Source organism: Actinoplanes sp. GCM10030250, from assembly GCF_042666575.1.
GTDB lineage: Bacteria > Actinomycetota > Actinomycetes > Mycobacteriales > Micromonosporaceae > Actinoplanes.
Genome location: NZ_JBHTDO010000008.1, coordinates 43,239 through 67,091 on the forward strand (window position 1 = coordinate 43,239; position 23,853 = coordinate 67,091).

22 protein-coding genes are annotated in these 23,853 nt (G+C 70.6%); 12 read left to right on the top strand and 10 right to left on the bottom strand.

What is annotated here, in order from left to right; translation table 11 throughout:
• Positions 1 to 8: 8 nt before the first annotated feature.
• A complete protein-coding gene (locus ACFQV6_RS13310; protein ID WP_378027745.1) occupies positions 9 to 2,324 on the bottom strand; it encodes an FtsX-like permease family protein in 2,316 nt (771 codons plus the stop codon).
• Complete coding sequence (locus ACFQV6_RS13315) at positions 2,321 to 3,013, bottom strand: ABC transporter ATP-binding protein (protein WP_378027746.1); 693 nt, start codon at positions 3,011 to 3,013, stop codon at positions 2,321 to 2,323. Before ACFQV6_RS13315 ends, ACFQV6_RS13310 begins: the two co-directional genes overlap by 4 nt.
• 242 nt (positions 3,014 to 3,255) lie before the next feature.
• Here ACFQV6_RS13315 and ACFQV6_RS13320 point away from each other — a divergent pair, with 242 nt between their 5' ends.
• The 3 genes from ACFQV6_RS13320 to ACFQV6_RS13330 all read left to right on the top strand — a co-directional run bounded on the left by ACFQV6_RS13320 (position 3,256) and on the right by ACFQV6_RS13330 (position 6,060).
• Positions 3,256 to 4,038, top strand: coding sequence for a sensor histidine kinase (locus ACFQV6_RS13320; RefSeq protein WP_378027905.1), 783 nt, complete (start codon positions 3,256 to 3,258; stop codon positions 4,036 to 4,038).
• Between the two features lie 119 nt (positions 4,039 to 4,157).
• Positions 4,158 to 4,820: a response regulator gene (locus tag ACFQV6_RS13325; RefSeq protein ID WP_378027747.1), complete on the top strand. Its 663-nt coding sequence runs from the start codon at positions 4,158 to 4,160 to the stop codon at positions 4,818 to 4,820.
• 100 nt (positions 4,821 to 4,920) lie between these two features.
• Positions 4,921 to 6,060, top strand: a complete 1,140-nt coding sequence (locus ACFQV6_RS13330) for an acyl-CoA dehydrogenase family protein (protein ID WP_378027748.1) — start codon at positions 4,921 to 4,923, stop codon at positions 6,058 to 6,060.
• 476 nt (positions 6,061 to 6,536) lie between these two features.
• Here the strand turns inward: ACFQV6_RS13330 and ACFQV6_RS13335 are convergent, their stop codons facing one another.
• Positions 6,537 to 7,700: a carboxymuconolactone decarboxylase family protein gene (locus ACFQV6_RS13335; protein ID WP_378027749.1), complete on the bottom strand. Its 1,164-nt coding sequence runs from the start codon at positions 7,698 to 7,700 to the stop codon at positions 6,537 to 6,539.
• A 143-nt stretch (positions 7,701 to 7,843) separates the two neighbouring features.
• Between ACFQV6_RS13335 and ACFQV6_RS13340 the strand changes: the two genes are divergently transcribed.
• From ACFQV6_RS13340 to ACFQV6_RS13350, 3 genes are all read left to right on the top strand, one after another.
• Positions 7,844 to 8,968, top strand: coding sequence for a sensor histidine kinase (locus ACFQV6_RS13340; RefSeq protein ID WP_378027750.1), 1,125 nt, complete (start codon positions 7,844 to 7,846; stop codon positions 8,966 to 8,968).
• Positions 8,965 to 9,627, top strand: a complete 663-nt coding sequence (locus ACFQV6_RS13345) for a response regulator (RefSeq protein ID WP_378027751.1) — start codon at positions 8,965 to 8,967, stop codon at positions 9,625 to 9,627. Before ACFQV6_RS13340 ends, ACFQV6_RS13345 begins: the two co-directional genes overlap by 4 nt.
• 205 nt (positions 9,628 to 9,832) lie before the next feature.
• Positions 9,833 to 10,279, top strand: coding sequence for an Lrp/AsnC family transcriptional regulator (locus ACFQV6_RS13350; protein WP_378027752.1), 447 nt, complete (start codon positions 9,833 to 9,835; stop codon positions 10,277 to 10,279).
• Between the two features lie 76 nt (positions 10,280 to 10,355).
• Here ACFQV6_RS13350 and ACFQV6_RS13355 read toward each other — a convergent pair whose 3' ends face one another.
• Entirely contained in the window at positions 10,356 to 10,754 is a 399-nt protein-coding gene (locus ACFQV6_RS13355) for a TIGR03668 family PPOX class F420-dependent oxidoreductase (protein WP_378027753.1), read from the bottom strand.
• A gap of 76 nt (positions 10,755 to 10,830) precedes the next feature.
• Positions 10,831 to 11,658: an LLM class F420-dependent oxidoreductase gene (locus tag ACFQV6_RS13360; RefSeq protein WP_378027754.1), complete on the bottom strand. Its 828-nt coding sequence runs from the start codon at positions 11,656 to 11,658 to the stop codon at positions 10,831 to 10,833.
• A 36-nt stretch (positions 11,659 to 11,694) separates the two neighbouring features.
• Here ACFQV6_RS13360 and ACFQV6_RS13365 point away from each other — a divergent pair, with 36 nt between their 5' ends.
• The gene (locus tag ACFQV6_RS13365) at positions 11,695 to 12,318 is read left to right on the top strand and encodes a maleylpyruvate isomerase N-terminal domain-containing protein (protein WP_378027755.1); all 624 of its coding nucleotides are present in this window, start codon (positions 11,695 to 11,697) and stop codon (positions 12,316 to 12,318) included.
• A 214-nt stretch (positions 12,319 to 12,532) separates the two neighbouring features.
• On the opposite strand, the gene ACFQV6_RS13370 is transcribed toward ACFQV6_RS13365, so the two are convergent.
• Entirely contained in the window at positions 12,533 to 13,678 is a 1,146-nt protein-coding gene (locus tag ACFQV6_RS13370) for an acyl-CoA dehydrogenase family protein (RefSeq protein ID WP_378027756.1), read from the bottom strand.
• A 113-nt stretch (positions 13,679 to 13,791) separates the two neighbouring features.
• Here ACFQV6_RS13370 and ACFQV6_RS13375 point away from each other — a divergent pair, with 113 nt between their 5' ends.
• A complete protein-coding gene (locus ACFQV6_RS13375; protein WP_378027757.1) occupies positions 13,792 to 15,258 on the top strand; it encodes an aldehyde dehydrogenase family protein in 1,467 nt (488 codons plus the stop codon).
• A gap of 105 nt (positions 15,259 to 15,363) precedes the next feature.
• On the opposite strand, the gene ACFQV6_RS13380 is transcribed toward ACFQV6_RS13375, so the two are convergent.
• Positions 15,364 to 15,999: a GntR family transcriptional regulator gene (locus tag ACFQV6_RS13380; RefSeq protein WP_378027758.1), complete on the bottom strand. Its 636-nt coding sequence runs from the start codon at positions 15,997 to 15,999 to the stop codon at positions 15,364 to 15,366.
• Between the two features lie 59 nt (positions 16,000 to 16,058).
• On the opposite strand from ACFQV6_RS13380, the gene ACFQV6_RS13385 reads away from it, so the two are divergent.
• Positions 16,059 to 16,973, top strand: a complete 915-nt coding sequence (locus ACFQV6_RS13385) for an LLM class F420-dependent oxidoreductase (RefSeq protein ID WP_378027759.1) — start codon at positions 16,059 to 16,061, stop codon at positions 16,971 to 16,973.
• A gap of 107 nt (positions 16,974 to 17,080) precedes the next feature.
• Positions 17,081 to 17,962, top strand: coding sequence for an oxygenase MpaB family protein (locus tag ACFQV6_RS13390; RefSeq protein ID WP_378027760.1), 882 nt, complete (start codon positions 17,081 to 17,083; stop codon positions 17,960 to 17,962).
• Between the two features lie 85 nt (positions 17,963 to 18,047).
• Here the strand turns inward: ACFQV6_RS13390 and ACFQV6_RS13395 are convergent, their stop codons facing one another.
• Positions 18,048 to 18,920, bottom strand: coding sequence for an oxygenase MpaB family protein (locus tag ACFQV6_RS13395; protein WP_378027761.1), 873 nt, complete (start codon positions 18,918 to 18,920; stop codon positions 18,048 to 18,050).
• Positions 18,921 to 19,343: 423 nt separating this feature from the next.
• Between ACFQV6_RS13395 and ACFQV6_RS13400 the strand changes: the two genes are divergently transcribed.
• Entirely contained in the window at positions 19,344 to 20,330 is a 987-nt protein-coding gene (locus ACFQV6_RS13400) for a polysaccharide lyase family 1 protein (RefSeq protein WP_378027762.1), read from the top strand.
• Between the two features lie 222 nt (positions 20,331 to 20,552).
• Here ACFQV6_RS13400 and ACFQV6_RS13405 read toward each other — a convergent pair whose 3' ends face one another.
• A complete protein-coding gene (locus ACFQV6_RS13405) occupies positions 20,553 to 21,437 on the bottom strand; it encodes a hypothetical protein (protein ID WP_378027763.1) in 885 nt (294 codons plus the stop codon).
• Positions 21,434 to 22,390, bottom strand: a complete 957-nt coding sequence (locus ACFQV6_RS13410) for an SPFH domain-containing protein (protein WP_378027764.1) — start codon at positions 22,388 to 22,390, stop codon at positions 21,434 to 21,436. Before ACFQV6_RS13410 ends, ACFQV6_RS13405 begins: the two co-directional genes overlap by 4 nt.
• 60 nt (positions 22,391 to 22,450) lie before the next feature.
• On the opposite strand from ACFQV6_RS13410, the gene ACFQV6_RS13415 reads away from it, so the two are divergent.
• Positions 22,451 to 23,125, top strand: a complete 675-nt coding sequence (locus tag ACFQV6_RS13415) for an NUDIX domain-containing protein (RefSeq protein ID WP_378027765.1) — start codon at positions 22,451 to 22,453, stop codon at positions 23,123 to 23,125.
• The last annotated feature ends 728 nt before the right edge of the window (positions 23,126 to 23,853 follow it).

Sequence of the window (23,853 nt, forward strand, 5' to 3'; positions counted from 1 at the left end):
GGACCTCGTCATTCGTTGTGCAGGACGCTGGCGATCGTCAGCCGCGCCGCTCGGCGGGCCGGCAGCAGTGCGCCCACCACAGCGATCAGCACCCCGCTGAGCGCCATCAGCGCCAGCGTGCCCGGGTCCCAGACCTGTAGGACGTAATCCGGCAGGCGAATCTTCGCGGCGTCCGCGGCGAGCGGCACGACCACACCGTGCGCCGCCATCCCGAGTGGCATGCCGATGATTCCGCCGACCACCCCCAGCGCCGCCATCGAGGTGACCGTCATCGTCACCACCTGCCGGGGTGTCATCCCGATCGACTTCAGCATGCCCAGGTCACGGCGCCGGTCGTGGACGTTGAGGGCGACCGTGTTCAGCACGCCCAGCGCCGCCACCGTCGCCAGCAGCACCCCGAGCACGGTGGAGAACGTCGTCACCACGATGGCGAACTCGTTCCCGCCGAGGTTGCTCCAGGCGTCCAGGCCGGGTTCGGCGGCGTCCACCGCGGCGATGTAGGCGTCCAGGTCGGTGCCGTCGGTGACCTGCACCTGATAGAAGAAGTCCTGCGGCTGTGTGTTGTCGAAGGTGCGCCACTGCGCGAACAGGCCGTCCGGCCCCGGGAAGCCGCGCACCGTCTCACCCACCACGGTGTAGGTGCTGCGCACCCCGCCGATCTCCAGGTTGAGCTGCTCGCCGATCGTCAGCCCGCGTTCGTTGAGGAGCTGGCTCGGCGCGACCACCTCGTCCGCGGCCTCGATCCAGCGCCCCTCCAGCACCTGGTCCTTGTAGCCCATCTCGGCGACGTCCCCGCGGGCGAAGTTGACGAGGATCGGCTCGCTGTCGCCGAGGCGGGTCACCTCCCGCCCGACGACCACCGCGACGCGTTCGGCGCCGGGGATGCCGCGCAGCATCTGCTCGACCTCGGCATCCGTCTTCGTGGTGACCGGGCCCATGCCCAGCGGGTCGGCGCGCACCGCGATGTCGCCACCGGAGAGGTCACCCACCTCGGCCACCCGGATGATCGAGTCGGAAAGGCCGGCGGCGAACGTCACCGTGACCACGCCGAGCAGCAGCGACGCCATGGTCAGGGCGGTGCGGCCGGGCCGGGCGAACGGCAGGCCGAGTCCGAGGCTGACGGCGCGCGGGAGCCGCGTACCCGAGAGTTTGCGCTGGACCCGCAATCCACGCCCGCGGCGCGGCGCGGCGCCGGCGCTGATCGCCTCGGCCGCGGAAAGGCTGTGGGCGCGCCGGGCGGGAAGCATCGCGGCCAGAAGGACCAGGGCGAGTACGCCCAGTGGCGTCACGATCTGGACCCAGGCCGACACCCCGGCGTCACCGTAGCCCAGCCCCTGGAACGTGTCGGACAGCATCGGTTCCGCCGCCATCGTGCCCAGCACCACGCCGAGCACCGCGGCGACCATGGCCGGCACCGTCACCATGGTCAGGTAGACCGCGACCACCTGCCGCGGTGTGAAGCCGATCGACTTGAGCACCCCGATGTGCCGGAAGCCGGAGACCACCGCGCCGCTCACCACGTTGCCCACGATGATCACCGCGACCAGCAGGCCGAGCACGCCGAAGGTGCCGAAGAACGGCAGGTAGGTGCCGGGCTGCGCGGCCGCCTGCTCCTTCAGGACGGTGTACGGCTGGGCCGCGATCAGCGCACCGGCGGGAAGCCCCGTGGTCACCCCGGCGAGGCGCTGATCGACGGCGGCCTTGGTCGAGACGTCGCCGGTGAAACGGTAGAGGACCTGCGTACCCGTCGGTTTCAGCGCCGCCATCTGCTCCGGCGTCACCCAGCCGTCCGCCGACCCGCTCATGCTGTGGGCCCAGCCGACCACGGTGAACGCCTGCCCGCCCAGGGTGACCGATTTCGCCTCGTCGATGAACTGGAGGGCGAAGTCCTCGGTCTGCGGCGTCTCGTTCAGCACGATCTCGCCGGTCGCGGACGGCCATCGCCCCCGCCACAGGTTCAGCTGGTCGACCTCTCCACCGGGGCCGGCCCGCCCCGCCACCGTCATCGGCCCGTTCGGCCCGGGCCTCGGGCGATCGTCCGCCGGTTCCAGCACCACCTGCCCGAACGGGCCGCTCATCGCCTCCACCCCAGTACGGGCTCCGGCGAGCTGCGCGTCCGTCACCTTCCCCGGGTCGTACGCGGCGATCGCGTGCGCACCCTTCTGCTGGGCGAACGCCCTGTCGAACGGCGCCGACGCCGCGTCCAGCAGAGCCAGCGACACCACCACTGTGCTCGTCGAGAGCAGCACCACCAGGAAGATGACGAAGGTCTGCAGCTTGCGCCGCCGCACCGCCGCCCGGGCGGCGGTCCAGACGGCGTTCACACCCGGTCCAGGGCGGACTCGCGGGCGATCCGGCCGTCGGCCAGCTCGATCAACCGGCTGGCGCACCGGTGGGCGAGCCGCTCGTCGTGCGTGACGATCAGCAGCGTCTGACCGATCTGGTTCAGGTCGAGCAGCAGGTCCATCACCTGGTCGCCGGCCTTGCTGTCCAGCGCGCCGGTCGGCTCGTCGGCGAGCAGCAGCGCCGGCCGGTTCATCAGCGCCCGGGCTACCGCGACCCGCTGCCGCTCGCCCCCGCTGAGCGCCGCCGGGTAGTTGTTGCGCCGGTCGGCGATGCCCAGTTCGTCGAGCAGTTCCAGGGCACGCTTGCGGGCGGCGCCGGCCGAGGTGCCGGTGAGCTGGGCGGCGAGCGCCACGTTGTCCAGCGCCGGCAGGTCGTCCAGCAGGTTGAAGAACTGGAAGATCATGCCGAGGTGGTGCCTGCGGAACAGCGCCAGCCTCGTCTCGTTCATCTCGTCGAGCCTCTCGTTGTGGACGGTGATCTGCCCGGCGCTCGGCCGGTCCAGCCCGGCGATCATGTTGAGCAGCGTGGACTTGCCGCATCCGGACGGGCCCATCACCGCCACCGCCTCGCCGGCGCGGATCTCCAGCGAAACGCCGTCCAGCGCGATCGTGTCCCCGTACTCCTTGCGGACGCCGTCGAGACGCACCACTGGGGTATCTGTTGTCATGGGTGGGACGCTACGTAGCCCGTACCCTAAAAGGCATCGGCCGCTGGATGCATCCATCCACGGTTGTCATACCGTGGATGTACTCGCGTCGGCGCCCGGGTTGATGCGCCGGATGGCGGCGATCTGCGAAGGTGTGCGTCGTGGAACTGGTGTGGCTCTCGATCGCGCTCGCCGCCGCGGTCTGCGCCGCCGCCGGGCTGGGCATCGCGCTGGTGCGTGCCCGCCGCCGGCATCTGCGGGCCATGGGCGAGCGCGGCTGGCTGCTGGAACGCGAGCGGGAGACCGCCACCCGGGTGGCCGTCGACGAGGAGCGGGCGCGCATCGCCCGCGAGCTGCACGACATCGTCAGCCACAACGTCAGCGTCATGATCGTGCAGGCGGGCGCGGCCCGCGAGGTGTTGGCCACGCTGCCGGGCGAGGCGGCGAGGGCGCTCACCGAGGTCGAGCGCGCCGGGCGGACCACCATGACCGAGCTGCGGCACCTGCTGGGGCTTCTGGCGCCGGCCGCGGACGGCGAAGAACAAGATCTCGAGGGTACGGGACTCGCGCCCCAGCCCACCCTGAGCAGCCTCAGCCCGCTGATCGACCGGATCGCGTTCGCCGGACTGCCCGTGGAGGTGCGGGTGTCGGGGGAGCGGCGGCCCCTGCCCTCGGGGATCGACGTGACCGCCTATCGGATCGTGCAGGAGGCGCTGACCAACGCCCTCAAACACGGCACCGGCGGGAAGGCCGAGGTCACCATCCGGTACGCGGACCATGCTCTCCGCGTCGAAGTCCTCACCACCGGCCCGAGCGTGCTGTCGGGCTCGCTGCCCGGCCCCCTGTCCGGCTTGTCCGGCTCCTTGTCCGGCCCCCTGTCCGGCTCCCTGCAGGGCGATTCCATGTCGGCCGGTGCGGGTGCCGGCCGCGGCCTGATCGGGCTTCGCCAGCGGGTGGCCGTCTACGGCGGCGACCTGGACGCCCGGCGCCGGCTCGGCGGTGGCTACCGGGTCCGTGCCCGCATCCCCCTGGAGGCCCGCCCGTGACCGGCCCGCCCTCGCCCGTGACCGGCCCGCCCTCGCCCGTGACCGGCCCGCCCTCGCCCGTGACCGGCCCGCCCGCGTCTGATCCGCCCGTGACCGGCCCGCCCGCGTCTGATCCGCCCGTGACCGGCCCGCGCGTTCTCATCGTCGATGATCAGGAATTAATCCGCACCGGTTTCCGGCTCATCCTCACCGCCCGCGGCATCGAGGTGGTCGGCGAGGCCTCCGACGGCGCCACCGCTGTCGCCGCCGAGCAACGGCTCCGCCCCGACGTGGTTCTGATGGACATCCGCATGCCCGGCATGGACGGCCTCGAAGCCACCCGCCGCATCCTGGCCCGCAACCCGGCCTGCCGCATCCTCATGCTCACCACGTTCGACCTCGACCGCTACGTCTACTCGGCACTGGCCATCGGCGCCAGCGGCTTCCTCCTCAAAGACGTCACCGCCGATCACCTGGCCGCCTCGGTCCGGCTGGTGGGCACCGGCGACGCCCTGCTCGCCCCGTCCATCACCCGCCGCCTGGTCCAGCGCTTCGCCGCCACCGCCGACGAGCCACCCGCCGTGCACCGCGACCTGACCGCGCTGACACCCCGCGAGCGTGAGGTGCTCGCCCTGCTGGGCCGCGGCCTCTCCAACACCGAACTGGCCGAAACCCTGACCCTGAGCGAGGCAACGGTGAAAACCCACGTCGCCCGGATCTTCGCCAAGCTGGAACTACGAGACCGCGCCCAGGCGGTCGTCCTCGCCTACGAAACCGGCCTGGTAACCCCCGGCGACACCTGACCCGTTCCAGGCCCGCACCCGCGTCCCGGCGGGCATAGTCAACTCACGGACCCGGCGCGGGCGCCTTTCAGCGATGCTGAACGACCGTTAAGCTCGGCGCATGACCGTGGACCGACTGCTTCCCACCCCCGAAGCACATGACCTCCTCGACCTCACCCGCGACCTCGCCACCCGCGAACTCGCACCCCGGGTCGACGACTTCGAGGCACGCGGAGAGTTCCCCCGCGACGTCCTGCGCACGCTGGGACGATCCGGGCTCCTCGGCCTGCCGTACCCGGAAGCCGACGGCGGCTCCGCCCAGCCGTACGAGGTCTACCTCCAGGTCCTGGAAATCCTCGCCGGCACCTGGCTGGGAATCGCCGAAGCGGTAAGCGTGCACACCCTCTCCTGCTTCCCGGTCGCGGGCTTCGGCACCGAACGCCAGCGCAAAATGCTCCCCGACATGCTCGGCGGCGAACTCCTCGGCGCCTACTGCCTCTCCGAACCCCAGGGCGGCTCCGACGCCGCGGCCCTGACCACCAAGGCCGTAGCCGACGGCGACACCTGGCTGGTCAACGGCACCAAGGCCTGGATCACTCACGGCGGCCGCGCTGACTTCTACAACCTGTTCTGCCGCACCGGCGGCCCCGGCCCCCGCGGCATCTCCTGCCTCCTCGCCGACGCCGACACCCCCGGCCTCCTCCCGCAGCAACCCGAACGGCTCATGGGCCTGCGCTCCTCGGCCCCCGCCCAAATCGTCCTCGAAGACGCCCGAATCCCCCGCGACCGCCTGGTCGGCGCAGACGGCGAAGGTTTCGCCATCGCCATGAAGGCCCTCGACGCCGGCCGCCTCGGCATCGCAGCCTGCGCCGTCGGCCTGGCCCAGGCAGCAGTCGACTACGCCACCGCCTACGCCCGCGAACGCGAACAGTTCGGCCGCCCCATCGGCCGCTTCCAGGGCATCGGCTTCATGCTCGCCGACATGGCCACCCAGGTCTCAGCAGCCCGCGCCCTCCTCCTCTCAGCCGCCCGCCTCAAGGACGCCGGCCGCCCGTTCTCCATCGAAGCGGCAAAGGCCAAACTTTTCGCCACCGACGCAGCCATGCGCGTCACCACAGACGCCGTCCAGGTACTCGGCGGCTACGGCTACGTCAGCGACCACCCCGTCGAACGCTGGTTCCGCGAAGCCAAAGTCCTCCAAATCGTCGAAGGCACCAACCAAATCCAACGCCTCGTGATCGCCCGCTCCATGACCGGCTGACCCCCACCCCACCCGTCCCATTCGCCGGTCGGGCGCCAACCGTGACACGCTCGCCAAGCTGACCGCCGCCCTCGGCCGCCCTCGGCCGACTTCGCCCGTCGCCCGTCGCCCGTCGCCCGTCGCCCGTCGCCCGTCGCGGGTCGCCGGTCACCTCGTTGCCCGTCGTCCCTTGCTCGTCGCGCTCCCGCCACGCTTGCGATCAAGGCTCGACGGCGGCTGCGAAGCGCCGAACCAGCGTGGGTAGCCGCACACGTTGGCGTTACGTGTGCGCTGACAAGGCCCCTGACGTGGGCAGACGCGCACGCAACCTCAATGTGCGCTCCTACTTACGCCCGCCACCTCAACGTGCGCTTCTACCTATGCCCGCCACCTCAACGTGCGCTTCTACCTATGCCCGCCACCTCAACGTGCGCTTCTACCTATGCCCGCCACCCCAACGTGCGCTCCTACCTACGCCGGCCACTGCCACCACCCCGTCAGGCGCTCCGCTGCCGGGCCGTCTCACAAGGTTGCGGCTCACCGCCCACGGCCAGCCCAGCCGCGATCTTGTCCACCGCGGTAATGGCACCGAAAGCGAGCAGCCGAACCAACCGCCCGTCCTCCCCTTGCTCCACACCTCCCCGCCACGCACCCACAGCGACGTCGGTAAGCCGATAAGGCGCAATCGCCGCAAGCAGCACCAGCCGCACAGCCGGCCGCTCCTCCAACTCCACATCACCCAGAAGCCGCCCCGGCCAGTCACTACCGATCGCCGGATGACCGCCGTCCCACCCCTCCACTACTCCGGCCACGACTTCCCTGGCGTCCTCGCTGAGCAGGTCACCACCCCTATGAGCAGCGGTGCGGAAAGCCGCGTACGCCGTACCGATGAAGGGGTTGTCCCTCGCCCAAGCCGGAGAACCGCCCGCCGCAGCACGGCCGAGCAACCGCAAACTGTCTCCCGGCCGCACCGGGCGGCGCACCCGGCGCGACAGTGCCGCCCCCGCCAGACGGCGCAGCGGGCTCACCACCACGTCCCCCGCCGGACCGGGAAGCGACGGCAGGATCGATCCCGGCCGCAGCGCGTCGACCATGCGGTTGATGAAGTGGTTGACCAGCACGGTGCCCACAAACTCCGCGGTTTCCCCCGCCGGGAAAGGCACAGCGCCAGCAGGCGACGGCGCCGCGCCGCCCGGCAACGATGCCGCGCCGCCCGGCAACGATGCCGCGCCGCCCGGCAACGGCGCCGCACCGCCCGCCAACGGCGCCGCACCAGCAGGGAACGGGCGTGAACCAGTAGCCCAGCCAATCAGCGCGGCGTCGGCCGGATCGTCGGGAGGCTCACCGCGCAAAACCGCCCGCGCCAGCCGATGAGAACCGGTCGCGTGCAGCAACACACCATGCGCATCAATGCAGAACGGACACCGGTTGGCGACCGCCACAGCAAGGGCGACAGCCTCCTTACGCGCACGCGGGGCCGCACCGGCAAGCATCGACTCCCGCAGCAGCGACCAGGTAGCGGCGTGCAGATCCGGTGCCGCCATGAGGTGCGGCGCGAACGGCGCGCCCAGCTCGCGGCGCGACTGGGCGAAGACGAGGGCGGGCGTCCCGGTGGCAGATGCGACCGGGTCGGGGCTGATGTACCGGTACGGCTCAGGCATGCGCCCATCCTGCGAGCCGCCGCCCTCCATCCGCGTCCCCCCGCGGGGGTGTTCCTGCGGCGCCGTCTACCCCCTCGGGGGTACGCCGAGACTGCTCCCACGGAGGGATGCCAAGCAGCAGACCGCTCGTTTACCGTCCACATGTGAGAGTGCAATGGCGTGATGCAGCCCTGGCCGCAGCCGCAGGGCTGGCCGCGGTCGCGGGTGCGGTGATCGCGCCCCCGGGACGGTCGGCCCTCGACGCGGGCGGGTTGGCGCTGCTGCTGGCCTCCGCGGCGGCTCTTGTCGTGCGCAGGCTCGCGCCGGTGCCCGTGCTGGTCGTGACCGCTGCGGCCCTGGTGGCATACATGGTGGCCGGCTATCCCGGGTTCGGCCCGGCTGTGCCGGTGATGGTCGCGGCCCACACCGTCGTCTCCGAGGGCCACCGGCGGGCAGCGGGGGCGGCTGTCGTGGCGCTGCTGGCGATCGGGCCGGCGGCTGAGTTCCTGCTGGCCGGCGGCGGCCGCGAGGCGACCCAGCGCTGGCTGTTGCTGCTGGGCTGGATCGTCGCGTCCGCGGTGATGGCCGAGGTCCTGGTGCAGCACCGGGCTTACCTTGCTCAGGCTGAGCAGCGCGCCGCCGAGGCCGAGCGAACCCGTGAGGAGGCAGCCCGCCGCCGCGCCGGTGAGGAACGCCTGCGCATCGCCCGTGAGCTGCACGATTCGCTCACCCATTGCATTTCGATCATCAAGGTTCAGGCGGGCGTCGCGGTGCATCTGGCCCGTAAGAGCGGCGATCCGGTGCCGCCCGCGCTGCTCGCGATTCAGGACGCCGGCGCCGAGGCGATGCGCGAGTTGCGGGCCACCCTCGACGTGCTGCACGGCGACGAGCCCGAGCACGGGCTGCATCAGCTCAAGGAGCTGGTCGACCGCGCCGGCCTGGCCGGTGTGCCGGTCACGGTGACGGTCCGTGGTCATGAGCGCGAGCTGCCGGGCCCGGTCTCCGCCACGGGTTACCGCATAGTGCAGGAGTCCCTCACCAACGTCGGCCGCCACGCCGGGCAGGCCCCCGCGACCGTGCTGCTCGACTACGGCGACAACGACCTGACGGTGGAGATCACCGACGAGGGCACCGGTCCGCCGGGCCGGCCGGTTGCGCCGGGCCGCGGCCTCAGTGGCATGGCTGAGCGGGTGGCCGGGCTGGGCGGTTCGCTGGATGCCGGGTGGGGCCCTGCGGGCGGCTTTCTGGTACGGGCAAAGCTGCCCCTGATCGTCCCGGAGCAGCAGTGATCCGGGTGCTGCTGGTCGACGACCAGCCGATGATCCGGGCGGGATTCCGGGCTCTGCTCGAGGCCGAAAACGACATCGACGTGGTCGGAGAGGCCGGCGACGGCGCTCAGGGGGTGCGGCTCGCCACCTCGCTGCTGCCCGACGTGGTGCTCGCCGACATCCGGATGCCCGTCCTGGACGGCATCGAGGCGACCCGCCGGATCGCCGCCGACCCGCGCCTGACCGCGGTGCACGTGGTGATCCTGACCAACTTCGGCGTCGACGACCACGTCTACGCAGCTCTGCGAGCAGGCGCCGCGGGCTTCCTCGTCAAGGACAGCGACCCGGACGACCTGCTGCACGGGATCCGCCTGGCGGCCCGCGGTGACGCGCTGCTGTCCCCGGCCATCACCAAACGCCTCATCGCCGACTACGTCTCCCGCCCCCGCCCCGGCAGCGAGTCGGTACGCCTGGCGACGCTCACCGCCCGGGAGCGCGAGGTCGTGGCGCTCGCCGCCCGCGGCCTGTCGAACGACGAGATCGCCGCGTCCGTCGTGATCAGCCCAGCGACCGCGAAGACCCACATCAGCCGAGCGATGATCAAACTCGCCGCCCGAGACCGCGCACAGCTGGTGGTGATCGCCTACGAGTCAGGTCTCGTGACAGCGCCACAACGATAGGACCACCCCATCTCCACAAGACCGCCCCACCTCCATGGGGCGCCGCCCCATGCGCGGGGCGCCGCCCCATCCGCGGGACCCGCCACGTCCGCAGGGAGGCCGCCTCGTCCGCCGGACCCGCCACATCCGCAGGGACGCCGCCACAACCACAGGGACGGTGACGCCGCCACAACAACGGGGTCTACGAGCAAGTAATGTGACCGCCGTGGAAGAGATCGACCGGGCGATCGTGTCGGCCCTGACCGCGGACGGCCGGTTGTCGTACACCGACTTGGCCGAGCGGGTCGGGCTGAGCGTGTCCGCCGTGCACCAGCGGGTTCGCCGCCTCGAACAGCGCGGCGTGATCGCCGGTTACGCCGCCCGCGTCTCCTACGAGGCACTCGACCTGCCGCTGACGGCCTTCGTCGCGATCCGCCCGTTCGACCCGTCCCAGCCGGACGACGCCCCGGACCGCCTCGCCCATCTCTCCGAGATCGACTCCTGCTACTCGGTCGCCGGCGAAGACTTCTACATGCTTCTCGTACGAGTGAAAAGCCCCGCCGACCTGGAACGCCTCCTTCAGGACATCCGAACAGCCGCCAACGTCACCACTCGGACCACGGTCGTGCTGTCCACCCCGTACGAGAACCGGCCACCCCGCATCGCCGAGTGACCTCCTCGTCCCGCCGGACGCCTGACGGCACGACGCCTGACTTCCTGACGTCGGATCCTCACGCCCGGCCGGGTGATCAGGCCGTCCAGGAAGTCCAGCGCTCCACCTGAATCCGCAGGAACGGCCCCGGCGGCGGCTGCACCGCGTACTGCGGATAGCGGGCGACCAACGTCGCCTCAGGCTCGTCGGACACCGTGGCGATGCCGTCCGCGCGCACCCACCACAGGGCCGACCAGTCCTCGTCGTAGTGATCGACCAGCACACTCACCCGAGGCTCGTGCGCAATGTTGGCCAACCGCTGCAACTGCCGATGCCGTTTCGGCTTGCCGTCGACCGCCGTGCTGATCACGTCCCCCACCAGCGCGAACACGATCGGCACCAGATGCGGCGCCCCGTCCGGGGTGACCGTCGCCAGCCGCGCCACCCGGGCAGCGGCGAACCGCTCGGCAGGCGTCCGCCCCGCGTGCGGACTCATCGATTCCTCGATCCGCCTCACCGACCCCTCGATCCGCGTATCCGATCCCTCGATCCGCGTGTCCGGCCGATCCGCCTCACCGGCCGGTGAACTCGCCGATCGCCCGCTCCCACTTCTCCAGCTTCGCCTCGATCACGCTCCACGGACCAGACGGCAGCCACGTGGACGCCCGGTGCACACCGGCGTCCTCCAGCCGTTCGAGAACCCGCGGGTCGGACGGCGCGCTGAGCACCTGAACCTGCAACGGCCGATCGGCCCGCGACCGCAGCTCGGCGATCCGCGGCAGCACCGACTCGCTGTAGTTGGGGAACCAGCCGTCCCCGTACGCGATGACCCGGTCCAGCACACTCGGCCCGTCCCCACCGACGAGCACCGGCGGCCACGGCTTCTGCGCCGGCTTCGGCCACGACCAGATCCGCTCGAACTTGACGAACTCGGAACTGTACGACGCCTCGTCCTGCGTCCAGATGGCCTGCATGGCACGCACCCGGTCGCCCATCAGCCGCATCCGTGTCCGCGGATCAGTCCCGTGGTTGGCCATCTCCTCCCGGTTCCACCCGGCGCCGATCCCGAACTCGAACCGGCCACCGCTGAGATGGTCGACGGAAGCGACCTCCTTGGCGGTCACGATCGGATCCCGCTCGGTCACCAGGCAGATTCCACTACCCACCCGCAGCCGCGACGTGGCCGCCACCGCATCCGTCAGCGCGACGAACAGGTCATAGGTGTGCCAGTACTTCCGTGGCAGCTCACCCCCACCCCCATAGGGCGTCTCCCGGGACGCCGGGATGTGCGTGTGCTCAGCGAAGAAGAGCGCATCCTGCCCACGCTCCTCGACCCGCCGCGCCACCTCCCCGGGCCGCACCGCGTCATGAGTAGGAAAGTAGCCAACCCCGAACTCCACGAACCGAGTCTATGCACTTCCCCCTCTCCTCGCCGGATGCCTCTCGCACCCGGCACCCCAGCTGACAGTGCGGCTGCCATGCTGGCGTGGATGAACGCCGACGATGTGGAACTCGCGAAGAACGCGATGCTGACCGCCCTCGAGCCGACCACCGGCGCTCCGGGCTGGGGGAACAAGGCCGGCACCCTGCATTGGACCTGCCGTGAGACGTGCGCCCACATCGCGCACGACCTCATCGCGTACGCGACACAGCTCACCTCCCGTTCGGACGACGCCTACCTCCCTCTCGATCTGGTCGTCCGCTCCGACGCCACAGCAGCCCAGCTGGTGCAGATCACCGCTGGATGCGCCGACCTGCTGTGCGCCGCGTTGCGGACCGCCGGCCCCGAGGCGCGGGCCTGGCACTGGGGTCCCACCGACCCGTCCGGTTTCGCTGCGCTCGGGTGCAACGAGATCCTGCTGCACACCTACGACATCACGAGCGGGCTGGGCGTCGACTGGCCACTGCCGGACTCGCTCTGCGCCGCCGTGCTGGCACGCCTCTTCCCGGACGCGCCCAGCGGCGACCCGGCGCAGACACTGCTCTGGTGTACCGGCCGCATCGCGCTTCCCAACCGCCCTCGCCTCACCTCCTGGACACTTCGCGCCGCAGTCGGCTGAACGTGGCCGGGCGGCGGCGAGCCGCTAAGTCACGCTAAACGTGGCCAGGCCGTGGCGAGTCGCTCAGTCACGCTGAACCGGGCCGCGCGGGCGGGCGATCGGCAGTCACGCGGGGGTGCCCGCGGCAAGGCGCGGATCGCCGGTCGCGTCGCGGGATGGCGGCAGGGCTGGGGCGGGCGGGTGGGGCTGCTGGAGGCGTACGTCTGCATGGGGGTTAGAGGCCGTAGGTTTTTCCGATGATGTCGCGCTGGATTTCGCTGGTGCCGCCGTAGATGGTGGAGACCAGGGTGGCGCGGACGTGGCGTTCCATGTCGTATTCGGTGGCGTAGCCATAGCCGCCCATCATCTGCATGCCGGCCAGGGCGGTTTCGCGGGCGACCTCGGTGGTCTTGAGTTTGACCATGGAGCTTTCGCGAGGGAGCACCTTGGCCGGGTCGCGGTCGACCAGTTGTGCGGTGCGGTGGACCAGCAGGTCGCAGCACTCGATCTCGGTGGCCAGGTCGGCGATGCGGTGGCGCAGAACCTGGAAGCTGCCGATCGGGCGGCCGAACTGGCGGCGCTCGCGGATGTAGCCCAGGGTGTCGTCGAAGGCGCGCCTGGCGGTGCCGAGCATGAGGCCGGCGAGGATGAGGCGCTCGACGTTGAGGCCGGCCATGAGTTGCCACCAGCCGCCGCCGACCGCGCCGACCACGGCGTCGGCGGGCAGGGTGCAGTCGGTGAAGTAGAGATCGTTCACCTCGCGGCCGCCCATCGTCTCAATGCCGGATATTCGCAGGCCGGGGGTGCCGGTGGGAACGAGGAACATGGTGAGGCCCTCGTGGTCGCCGGGCACGCCGCCGGTGCGCGCGACGAGCAGGATCGCGTCGGCGAAGTGGGCGTTGGAGCACCAGGTCTTCTGTCCGTTGATCAGATAGCCGCCGTCGGGCCCGGGCGCGGCGCGGCAACTGAGGGCGGCGACGTCGGAGCCGGCCCCGGGCTCGGACATGGCGATCGCATAGGTGCGGCCGGCGGTGACACCGCCGAGCACGAGCTTCTTCTGCTGCTCGGAGCCGGAGCGCTGCACGGCGGCGGCGACGATGGCCGACGTCGCGAAGCCGCCGACGGGCAGCATGCCGTAGCCGATGCGCTCCAGGAAGAGGCACGTGTCGACCATGCCGCCGCCGGATCCGCCGTATTGCTCGGGGACGGCGGCGCCCAGCCACCCGAGGTCGGCGAGTTTCTGATAGGTCGCCTGATGATGGGCGTGGCGGCCGGCGCCGGTGAGCGCGTCGCGCTGCTCCCGGCTGCCGGCCTCGCGCTTGCAGAAGTCGTCGATGGCGTCGGCGAAGGCGCGCTGCTCATCCGTCAGGTCGAGATTCACAATGATCCCTTTCAGTCGGTCACTTCCGGCGGTGTATCCGGTGGATCTTTGCTGGTGGCGGTGGGTATTGACAGCGACCGTAGCATATCAAATATCAAATCTGGGAGGCGTTGATGAGCAGGCTTCGTTCCCTCTCACCGGGCACCGACGAGGTGCTGGGGGAGTATGAGATCTCAGGCGCCGAGGCTGTGCTGGCGGCCGTCGCGCGGGCCCGGGCGGCCGCGACGTGGTGGTCGGGCCGGAGCTTCCGCGAGCGCCGCGACCACCTGCTGGGCTGGAAGCGGGAGATCGCGGGCCGCCCCGACGAGCTGGCCGGGCTGATCCGCGGCGAGACCGGCAAGCCGCAGGGCGACGCGCTGCTGGAGGTCATGCTCGCCGTCGAGCACCTGGACTGGGCGGCCCGCAACGCCGGCAAGGTGCTGCGGCGACGGCGGGTTAGCAGCGGTCTGCTCGCCGCCGACCAGGGCGCGGCTCTGGAGTACCGGCCGCTGGGTGTGATCGGCGTGATCGGCCCGTGGAACTATCCGGTCTACACCCCGCTCGGCTCGATCTCCTACGCGCTCGCCGCCGGCAACGCGGTCGTGTTCAAGCCGAGTGAATACACGCCGGGCGTCGGAGCGTGGCTGGCAGACGCCTGGTCGCGAGCGGTGCCGGAGCATCCGGTGCTGCAGGCGGTGCTGGGCGCGGGGGAGACAGGTGCGGCGCTGTGCGCCTCCGGTGTGGACAAGGTGGCCTTCACCGGCTCGGCCGCCACTGCGCGGAAGGTGATGGCGTCCTGCGCGCAGACACTCACCCCGATCGTGGTCGAGGGCGGCGGCAAGGACGCGATGATCGTCGCCGCCGACGCGGATCTCGACGCCGCCGCTCGCGCGGCGATCTTCGGCGGCTTCGGCAACGCCGGCCAGACCTGCGCGGGGGTCGAGCGCATTTATGTCGAACGGGAGGTGCACACTGCCTTTCTGGAGCGGGTGATAGCACTCGCCAAGCAGGTCACGCCGGGTTCCGGCGAGGCGGCGGCGTATGGGCCGATGACGACTCCCGAGCAGATCGAGGTGGTCCGGGCCCACGTCAAGGACGCTCTTGCCGCCGGGGGCCGGGCGGTGGTCGGCGGTCCCGAGGCGGTCCGCGAGCCGTTCATCGATCCGGTCGTCCTCGCCGATGTCCCCGCGGGGAGCCGGGCGGTCACCGAGGAGACGTTCGGCCCGGTCCTCGTGGTGAACCCGGTGGCCGATCTGCGGGAGGCAGTGCGTCTCGCCAACGCGACCAGCTACGGACTGGCGGCCTCGATCTTCTCGGCCGATCAGCGGGCCGCGGTGTCACTGGCGCGGCAACTACGCACCGGGGCGGTCTCGATCAACGGGGTGCTCGGCTTCGCGGGGATTCCGGCGCTGCCGTTCGGCGGGGTGGGTGACTCGGGGTTCGGGCGGGTGCACGGGGCTGACGGGCTGCGCGAGTTCAGCCGGGCGCAATCGGTCACCTGGAGACGGTTCGCCGCCCCGATCGACCTGATGCGCCTGGACCGAAACCCGGCGGCACTGGAACGGGCCCGCCGCCTGTTCCGCCTCAGGCACGCCCGATGAGAGCCCAGCCCGGCCCGATGAAACTCCGGGCAGGCGCGATGGCACCGGGGACATGCTCGGTGGAGCCTCGGAAACCCGCGGTGGGAGCCGTGTCCCGTGCGCGGATCAGTCCCAGATGGCCAGGTCGTCGAGATGTCTGACAAGCAGCTGGGCTCCGTCGGTGAAATGCTCGGTCATCACCGCGCGGGCTGTCGCCGGGTCGTGCGTGGTGAAGGCGGTGAGCAGTTCGTCGTGCTCGTCGCGGACGCTGTCTCGCCAGGCCGGGTCGGCGGCATAGAACTTGGCGGGTGTGTAGCGGGTCGCGACGTTCAGGAACCAGCTCAGCTTCCGCGCCTGGGCGATCAGGTTGATGCTCCGGTGGAAGGCGAACTCGAGGTGTTCGACGTCGACGACCCGGCGGGCCCGGATCGCCCGTTGCAGCAGCTCGTTCGTGAGGGTCAGCTCGGCGAGCTGCGCCTCGGTGATCCGCTCGGCGACCCGGGCGGCGAGCTCGCCGGCGATGTTGCCCTGCAGCTGGAACAGATCGAGGACGTCCTGTTTCGACAGGGGTGCCACCACGTAACCCTTGCGGGGCTCCAGCTCGACCATGTCCTCGCCGCGCAGGGTCAGCAACGCCTCGCGAACCGGGGTGATGCTGACACCGAGCTGGGCGGCGACCTCTTCGAGCCGGATCCGGCTGCCCGGGCGCAGATCCCCGGACATGATCCGGCCGCGCAGCGCACCCGCGACCTCTTCGGACAATTGCGGTCGATCACCAGGCACGGCTTACCGTATCAAATATCAAATAGGGGGCGAGTGGTATGCGGCTCGGCACGGCAGTGACGTACGCCGGGGATCCACGGGCGGCCGCGGACGAGGTGGCCGGGTGGGAGCGGTCCGGGCTCGACGTCGTCTGGGTCTCCGAGGCGTACGGGTTCGACGCGCCCACGGCGATGGGCTACCTGGCCGCACGCACGGAACGGGTCGAGATCGGCTCGTCGATCCTGCCGCTGTTCTCGCGTACGCCCGCTCTTCTTGCCCAGACCGCCGCCGGGCTGGACGCGCTCTCGCGTGGCCGCGCCATCCTCGGCCTCGGCGCCTCCGGACCGCAGGTGATCGAGGGCTGGCACGGCGTGCCCTACGACCGGCCGGTGGCCCGGACCCGCGAGACCATCGAGATCTGCCGGGCGGCCTGGCGGCGCGAGGTGCTGGTGCACGACGGCCTCTATCCGCTGCCGCTGCCGGCGGATCAGGGCAGCGGTCTCGGTAAACCGCTGAAGATGCTGACCCGGCCGGTCCGCGACCGCATCCCGATCCACGTGGCCGCACTCGGCGACCGCAACGTCCGGATGACCGCCGAAGTGGCCGACGGCTGGCACCCGTTCCTGTTCCTGCCGGAGAAAGCGTCCGAGGTGTGGGGCGACGCGCTTGCGGCCGGCACCGCCCGCCGCTCCGCCGGCCTGGGCCCGCTCGACGTGGTGGCCGGCGGTGCCCTGGCGATCGGTGACGACGTGACCGGTCTGCGTGATCTGGCCCGTCCGCTGGTCGCTCTCTACGTCGGTGGCATGGGCGCTCGCGGCGGGAATTTCTATCACGACCTGGTCGCCCGGTACGGCTACCAGGCTGAGGCTGACAAGATTCAGGAGCTGTACCTGGCCGGGCGCAAGGCGGAGGCGGCTGCCGCGGTCCCGGCCGACCTGCTGGAACGCACCAGCCTGATCGGACCGGACCCTTAGGTACGAGAACGGATCGCGGCGTATGCGGAAGCCGGCGTCACCATCCTCAACGTGACCCCGATCAGCGACCAGCCCGCACGACTGCTTGCCCAGGTCAAGGAGATGTTGTGACACGTCACGTGGACCGTATCGCCGGACTCGATCCGGTTCGCGACCACCTGGAGATCTACCAGATCTCGGCGGGGCTCGAGTTCCCGTGGGACTACACGCGGGCGCTGGAGTTCGCGCTGTTCCGGACGTACTGCGTGCCCAGCATCTCGCGGCTGCTCGCAGCCACCCGTGAATTCCGGGACCGGCCGCAGAAACGGTACGACGACACCGCCCTGCTGATGGCGGAGGTCGCGGCCCACGGCTACGACTCGCCCCGTGGCAAAGAGGCGTTACGGGTGATCAATCGCGGCCACGGCCGGTATGCGATCAGCAACGACGACATGCTCTACGTGCTGTCCACGTTCGTCTACGACCCGATCGACTGGCTCGAGAGGTATGGCTGGCGGCCCCTGCACGACAACGAGCGCCTCGCGGCCTTCCACTACTATCGCGAGGTCGGCAAGCGCATGGGCATCCGCGACATCCCCGGCAGCTTCGACGAGTTCCGCCGGTTCAAGGTCGACTACGAGCAGCGGGAGTTCGTCTACTCCGACACCAACCGGGAGATCGGTGAGTACACGGTCGAGCTCTTCGCGGGCTGGTTCCCGGGATTCCTGCGACCGGCGGCGCGACTCGGCGTGCGCGGCATGCTCGACGAACCGATGCTGCGGGCGTTCGGGTTCGAGCCCGCACCGAGGTGGGTCACGGCGCTGGCCGGTGCCGGGCTTAAGACCCGTGCCTTCCTCGTGCGGATGATGCCTCCACGCCGTAAATCGGTGCTGGGCATCTCGAAGAACAACCGCACCTATCCCGGATACCCGGATGGTCACGACGTGGCTGAGCTGGGCGCCCAGGAGGCTCCCGGTGACCTTCCGGCCGAGCATCTGCGCCGTGGGTGAGCTGCGGGAGAACGTGAAAGGAGCGGTGAGTTGCCGGGGGCGTGAAAGGCGGTGAGTTGCCGGGGCGGCGTGAAGAAGCGGTGAGTTACGGGACGCTGGAGGGAGCTGCTGAGTTGCGGGGATGGCATGGGGGAGAGGGTGAGTTATGGGAGCCGGCGGTGAGGAGATTACGGCGGCGGGCGAGGCGTTTGCGGAGGTCGCGGAGGTAGAAGTCGCGGGCTGCGAAGCGTACGCGGCCGGGTAGGTGCGGATAGGCGGTGGCGAGGCCGCTGAGGGTTCGATCCAGGAGGCGCTCGCGGCGGGGTGACCAGGGATAACCGTAGGACGATCGGATGGGAGCGGGCAGCAGGCCGATGGTGACGAATCGGTTGAGGGGGATGGCGGGGCGCAGGGCGAGCGGAAGGCCCTCCGGCCAGAGCAGAGTGGTGGCGATCCGGCGGGCGGCGTCGCTGACGGGGATGGTGGCGATCGTCTGGTTCCAGTATTCGGTGAAGGCGGCGCGGTCGGTGGGCCAGGCGGATTCGGGGCAGCCGATGGCGGTGGCGAGGACGCTGTACTGGCGGTAGCAGGTGTCGGCGTCGGTGGGGGAGAGGGGGCCGAGGACGCGTTCGTAAAGGAGCATTGCCGTGTCGAAGAGGGTGGCGTTGACCCAAACCTGCAGGTCGGGGTCGTTGGCGTCGTAGCCGGGGCCAGTGACGCGGGAGTGCATCGCGGCGACGGCGCGGCTGATGGCTTGTGCCTCGGAGCGGGTGCCGTAGAGGACGCCGTAGACGTAGCTCATCGTGGTGCGGAGGCGGTCCAACGGGCGCTCGGTGAAGGAACTGTGGTTGGCGACGCCCTGGGCAACGGCGGGGTGGGCGATCTGGAGCAGGGTGGCGCGGCCGCCGCCCGCGAGCAGGAGGCTTTCGCCTGCCACCCGGCGAATGACGGCGGCGCTGTCGAAGAGGCCATCTTCCATAGACGAACGGTAAATCGTGGCGACGGGGAACGCTGGGCCGCGGGTGCCGGGCTGCGGGTGCCGGGCTGCGGGTGCCGGGCTGCGGGTGCCGGGCCGCGGGTGCCGGGCCGCGACGTAGAGCATCGGGCCGGGCCGCCAGATGGCCGCGAGTTGCCCCCGGATTCCGGCATTCGTCGCTGAGTGCACACCTGGACCAGTGAAGCCGCAGGTCAGGATGAACCGGTTAAGAACGTGATTGACAGACGTCGATGGCGGGCCTAACGTCAGGCCAGGAAAGCGCTTACCCGCTGCAAGAGCCCCTCGGGCGATCCCCGCGCCCGAGGTGACTCAGCACATCTCCAGAGTCGCGCCGTCCCCCACAAAACCACCGTCCCCACCCCGCCGTCCCCACAGCGGACCCCGCTCCTCAATGGAGGAATCCCCATGACCGCAATGGCACAACCGGCGAATCCCCGCCGGGCCCGGACCAGGGTCATCTCCGCACTCTCCACCGGCATCCTGGCCCTCACCGGCCTGATCGCCATCAGCCCGGCCACAGCCCTCGCGGCCGAGTCGAGTCCCGTCGGCTTCGCGAGCCTCAACGGCGGCACCTCCGGCGGTTCGGCGAGCACCGTGGTCACCGTGACCTCGGCGTCCGCTCTGAAGTCCGCGCTCAGCTCGGGCACCTCGCAGACGGTCCGGGTGTCCGGGCTGATTTCGATCTCCGGGATGTACAGCGTCGCCTCGAACAAGACCGTGATCGGCGTGGGCTCGGGCTCCGGCGTCACCGGTGGCGGGCTCAACCTCTCCGGCGTTCGGAACGTGATCCTGCGGAACCTGGTGTTCCGCAACGCGAGCGACGACTCGATCAACATCCAGGAAGGCACCACGAACGTCTGGGTCGACCACAACGACCTGTCGAACGGGTACGACGGACTGATCGACATCAAGCGCGGCTCGGACTTCATCACGGTGTCGTGGAACCGGCTGCACAACCACGACAAGTCCATGCTGCTCGGTCACGACGACGGCAACTCGTCGCAGGACTTGGGCAAGTTGCGTGTCACCTACGTGCACAACTGGTTCGAGGGGACCGGGCAGCGGCACCCGCGGGTCCGGTTCGCCAATCCGGTGCACGTGCTCAACAACTACTACAGCAACATCGGCTCGTACGGCGTCGCCTCGACCATGAACGCCGGCGTCTTCGTCGAGCGCAACTACTTCGAGAACGTCTCCAAGCCGACCGTCACCCAGACCGGCGACTCGGCCTCGGGCAACATCAAGGTTCTCAACAACTACAAGGTGAACTCGGGAACCGAGCAGGTTCGTAACGGCGCCAGCGTCGCGGCGATCCCGTACTCGTACACCCCGGAGGCGAACAACACGGTCAAGGCCACGGTCACGTCCGGAGCCGGCACCGGCAAGATCTGACACCCCTGGACGGTGCCCGCCCCAGTCGCCGGGGCGGGCACCGTCGTCACTCCAGCCCAAGAACCACACCCCGCCAACGAGCCAAGGAGCGCCAACGAGCCAAGGAGCGCCAACGAGCCAAGGAGCGCCAACGAGCCAAGGAGCGCCAACGAGCCAAAGCGGCCCAACGAGCCAAAGCGGCCCAACGAGCCGAAGCGAAGCCAACCCCCGGCGGAAGAGACCTCACACCAACTGCAGCCGACGACCCGCCAATCCCACCCTCACCCGCTGCCCCCACGACAACTCCAGCGCATCCCCCTCCACCCCATCCGCGAACACCACAAGCCGCTCCGACTCACTGGTCAACTCCAGCTCCGAGTCACCCCCCAGCACCCCGGCAACCAGCGAAACCCCGGTAGCAGGCGACGGCCACGCCTCCCGAACGAACCAGCACAACCCCGCCTCCGCCACCCCCGGCAACTCCGGCACAGCGGAACGCTCCCGGGCGATCGACGCACACCACCCGGTCGCCCCGGTGCCCGTCCCCACGATCAGGCCCGACGACGACTGCCGCTCCGACGAACCAGACGGCACCGAGAGCACATACCTCGCCGACTGATGCCCGGCATGTCCGACATAGATCTCGTTCAACCCGTACAGTTCCTGCCCGTCGTCAAGCCTGGCCACCACCATCGTCCGCGCTTCCCCACCCGGCCGACCGCCCGCCAGCAGCCGCGACACCGCGCTCGCACGGTGCCGCACCAGCACCCCCGCATTACGGCCCGGCTCCGGGTCCACGCCGATCACCGGCTGACCGTCCAGGTACTTCGCCACGTTCGCCACCAGCCCGTCCTGACCGACGGCGATCACCACGTCCTCCGGGGCGAACAGGAAGCGGGGCAGGTCGGCGCGTTCCACGGAGCCGCGCCGCCAGTCGGCCGGTACGGCGGCGCCCACCTCGGTCAGCGCCGCCCGCAGCGCCTCGTGGCGGGCGGTCACCTCGTCCAGGTCACGGCCGCGCTGCCGCAGGAAGAACGCCGCGGCGCCGCGGGTGCCGTGCCGGGCGAGCAGCTCGTCGAGCTCGCTGCGCCGCGACACGACCACCACGCGCGGGGCGAGCGTGCTCATCCGAGCTTCCCGACCAGTTTGCTGACCAGGTCGGGCGTCACCGTGAGCTCCCCGATCGCGGGCAGGTGACCGGCCAGCTCCTTGAGAGCCAGGGCCTGAAGGACGGCCGGGGGCAGATCGCGGTAGGCCGCCAGGCGCGCTGCCTCCGCCTCGGCTTCGGCCAGGCCGACGATTCTCGTCCCGGCGGCGCGTGCTTCGTCCCGTACCAGAGAGGTTTCTGCATTGATTTGGGCTTCGCGCCGGGTGTTCGCGCCGTTCTGCTCGACCAGTTCCTGCTGGCGGCGGGCCAGCTCGATCTTGCTCTGCATCTCGTTCTCCGCGATCGCCCGTTCCTGCTGCACAGCGTGCGCCCGCCGCGCATAGGTCGCCCGGTCCGCGTCCTGCTGCACCTGCTCGCGGGTCGGCGTCTGCAGCGCCCGCTCCATGTCGGGCTCCGGGCGGATCGCCACCACCCGGGCGCTGACGACCGCCACGCCCGTCTCGGTCAGCCGCGGATCCGCAGCGAGCGCGTCGGCCACCGACTGCCGGACCGGGGCGATGCCCGTCGTCAGCGCCTCCGCGAGCGACAGCCGGGCCAGTACGTCGAGCGCGGGCTGCTGCGCCAGCTCCGCCAGCAGGCCCGCCACCTGGTCCAGCGGCTGCCCGCGCCAGGCACCGCGGTAGGGGTCGATCGAGAAGTCGAGCCGAGCCGCGGCCGCCGCCGGATCGCTCACCCGGTAGGTCACCGTGGCCTGCACGGTCACGTCGGCGAAGTCCTCGGTCCGGGCGTGGAACAGCAGCGGCAGTTCCCGGTCGTCGACCGGCACCTCGGAAAGCACCGCGGTCAGCGGCCGGTACCAGAACGACAGCCCGGTCCCCGCCCGCTTCGCCTTTCCGCGCACCGTGTGACTGACCCAGCTCGTCGGCGCTGCCCGGAGGTGCCGCAGGTACAGCCGCCGTGTCACGTCAGCCATCGTGTTTCTCCCATCGTTATCGTCACTTCGACGATAAAGCCGCCCGCTATTATCGTCAACATGACGCTAAGCATGACGGCTGTCACAGTGGACCTGGTGCTCCTGACCATCCGCCAGGGCACCCTCCAGGTCCTGCTGATCCGCCGCGGCATCCCACCCCACCAGGGACAGTGGGCCCTCCCCGGCGGCTTCGTCCTCCCCGACGAGGACCTCGACGCCGCCGCCAGGCGCGAACTCCGCGAAGAAACCGGCCTCGATCCGCACTCCGGCCACCTGGAACAGTTGGCCACCTACGGCACACCCGGCCGCGACCCCCGGGGCCGCGTGGTCACCGTCGCCTACCTGGCGTTACTGCCCGACCTACCGGCACCCATCGCCGGATCCGACGCCGCCTCCGCAGCGTGGCGCCCCTGCGACGAGACGGGCCTGGCCTTCGACCACGACCGCATCCTCGCCGACGGCCTCGAACGCGCCCGCGCCAAACTCGAATACACCCCCCTCGCCACCGCCTTCTGCCCCCCCGAATTCACCGTCGCCGAACTACGCACCGTCTACGAAACCGTCTGGCGCACCCACCTCGACCCCCGCAACTTCCACCGCAAAGTCACCTCCGCCGAAAACTTCGTCACCCCCACCGGCCACACCGCCCTCCGCGACCGAGGCCGCCCAGCCCAACTCTTCCGCCGCGGCCCGGCCGCCCTCCTCCACCCACCCCTCCTCCGTCCCTCCCGCTGACCCTCCGCCGCCATCAACGTCCGCTTTCGATCACTTCACCGCCCCCAGCGCCTGGTAACTCTCCGACTGCACCTGTCCCACTCGCCCCGTCTGGTCACCCTTACTGCGCTTGTCCCGCTCACGACCCTTTTTCCGTACGGTCGTGTGGCTGAACAAAACCCAGCTATTCGTCCCCACCTATTCCGCGACCCGGCCGCATCTCAAGCTTGTGCCGCGCCCGCCGGGCTGACCTGCCCACTCAAGCCCACCCCGCACACCCCTGCACCCGCGCCGCAGCGCCACTCACGCCCAGCCGAGCACCCCGGCTGGCGCTGAGCGTCGCTTCCGGTCCCGTCCGGCACCGCTCCCGCCCAGCCGGCCCGGCCAGCTGGGCGTCAGCGGTGCCTCGCGGCCGGAAACACCCCGCTGGGCGCCAGCTGGTGTGTTCGGCTGGGCGTGAGTGGTGCCTTGCGGCCGGAAAGGCCCCGCTGGGCGCCAGCCGACCCGCGCGGCTGGGCGTGAGTGGTGGGTTGCGGCCGGAAATGCCCCGCTGGGCGCCAGCCGACCCGCGCAGCTGGGCGTGAGTGGTGCCTTGCGGCCGGAAAGGCCCCGCTGGGCGCCAGCTGGTGTGTTCGGCTGGGCGTCAGTGGTGGGTTGCGGCCGGAAAACACCCCGCTGGGCGCCAGCCGACCCGCGCGGCTGGGCGTGAGTGGTGGGTTGCGGCCGGAAAGGCCCCGCTGGGCGCCAGC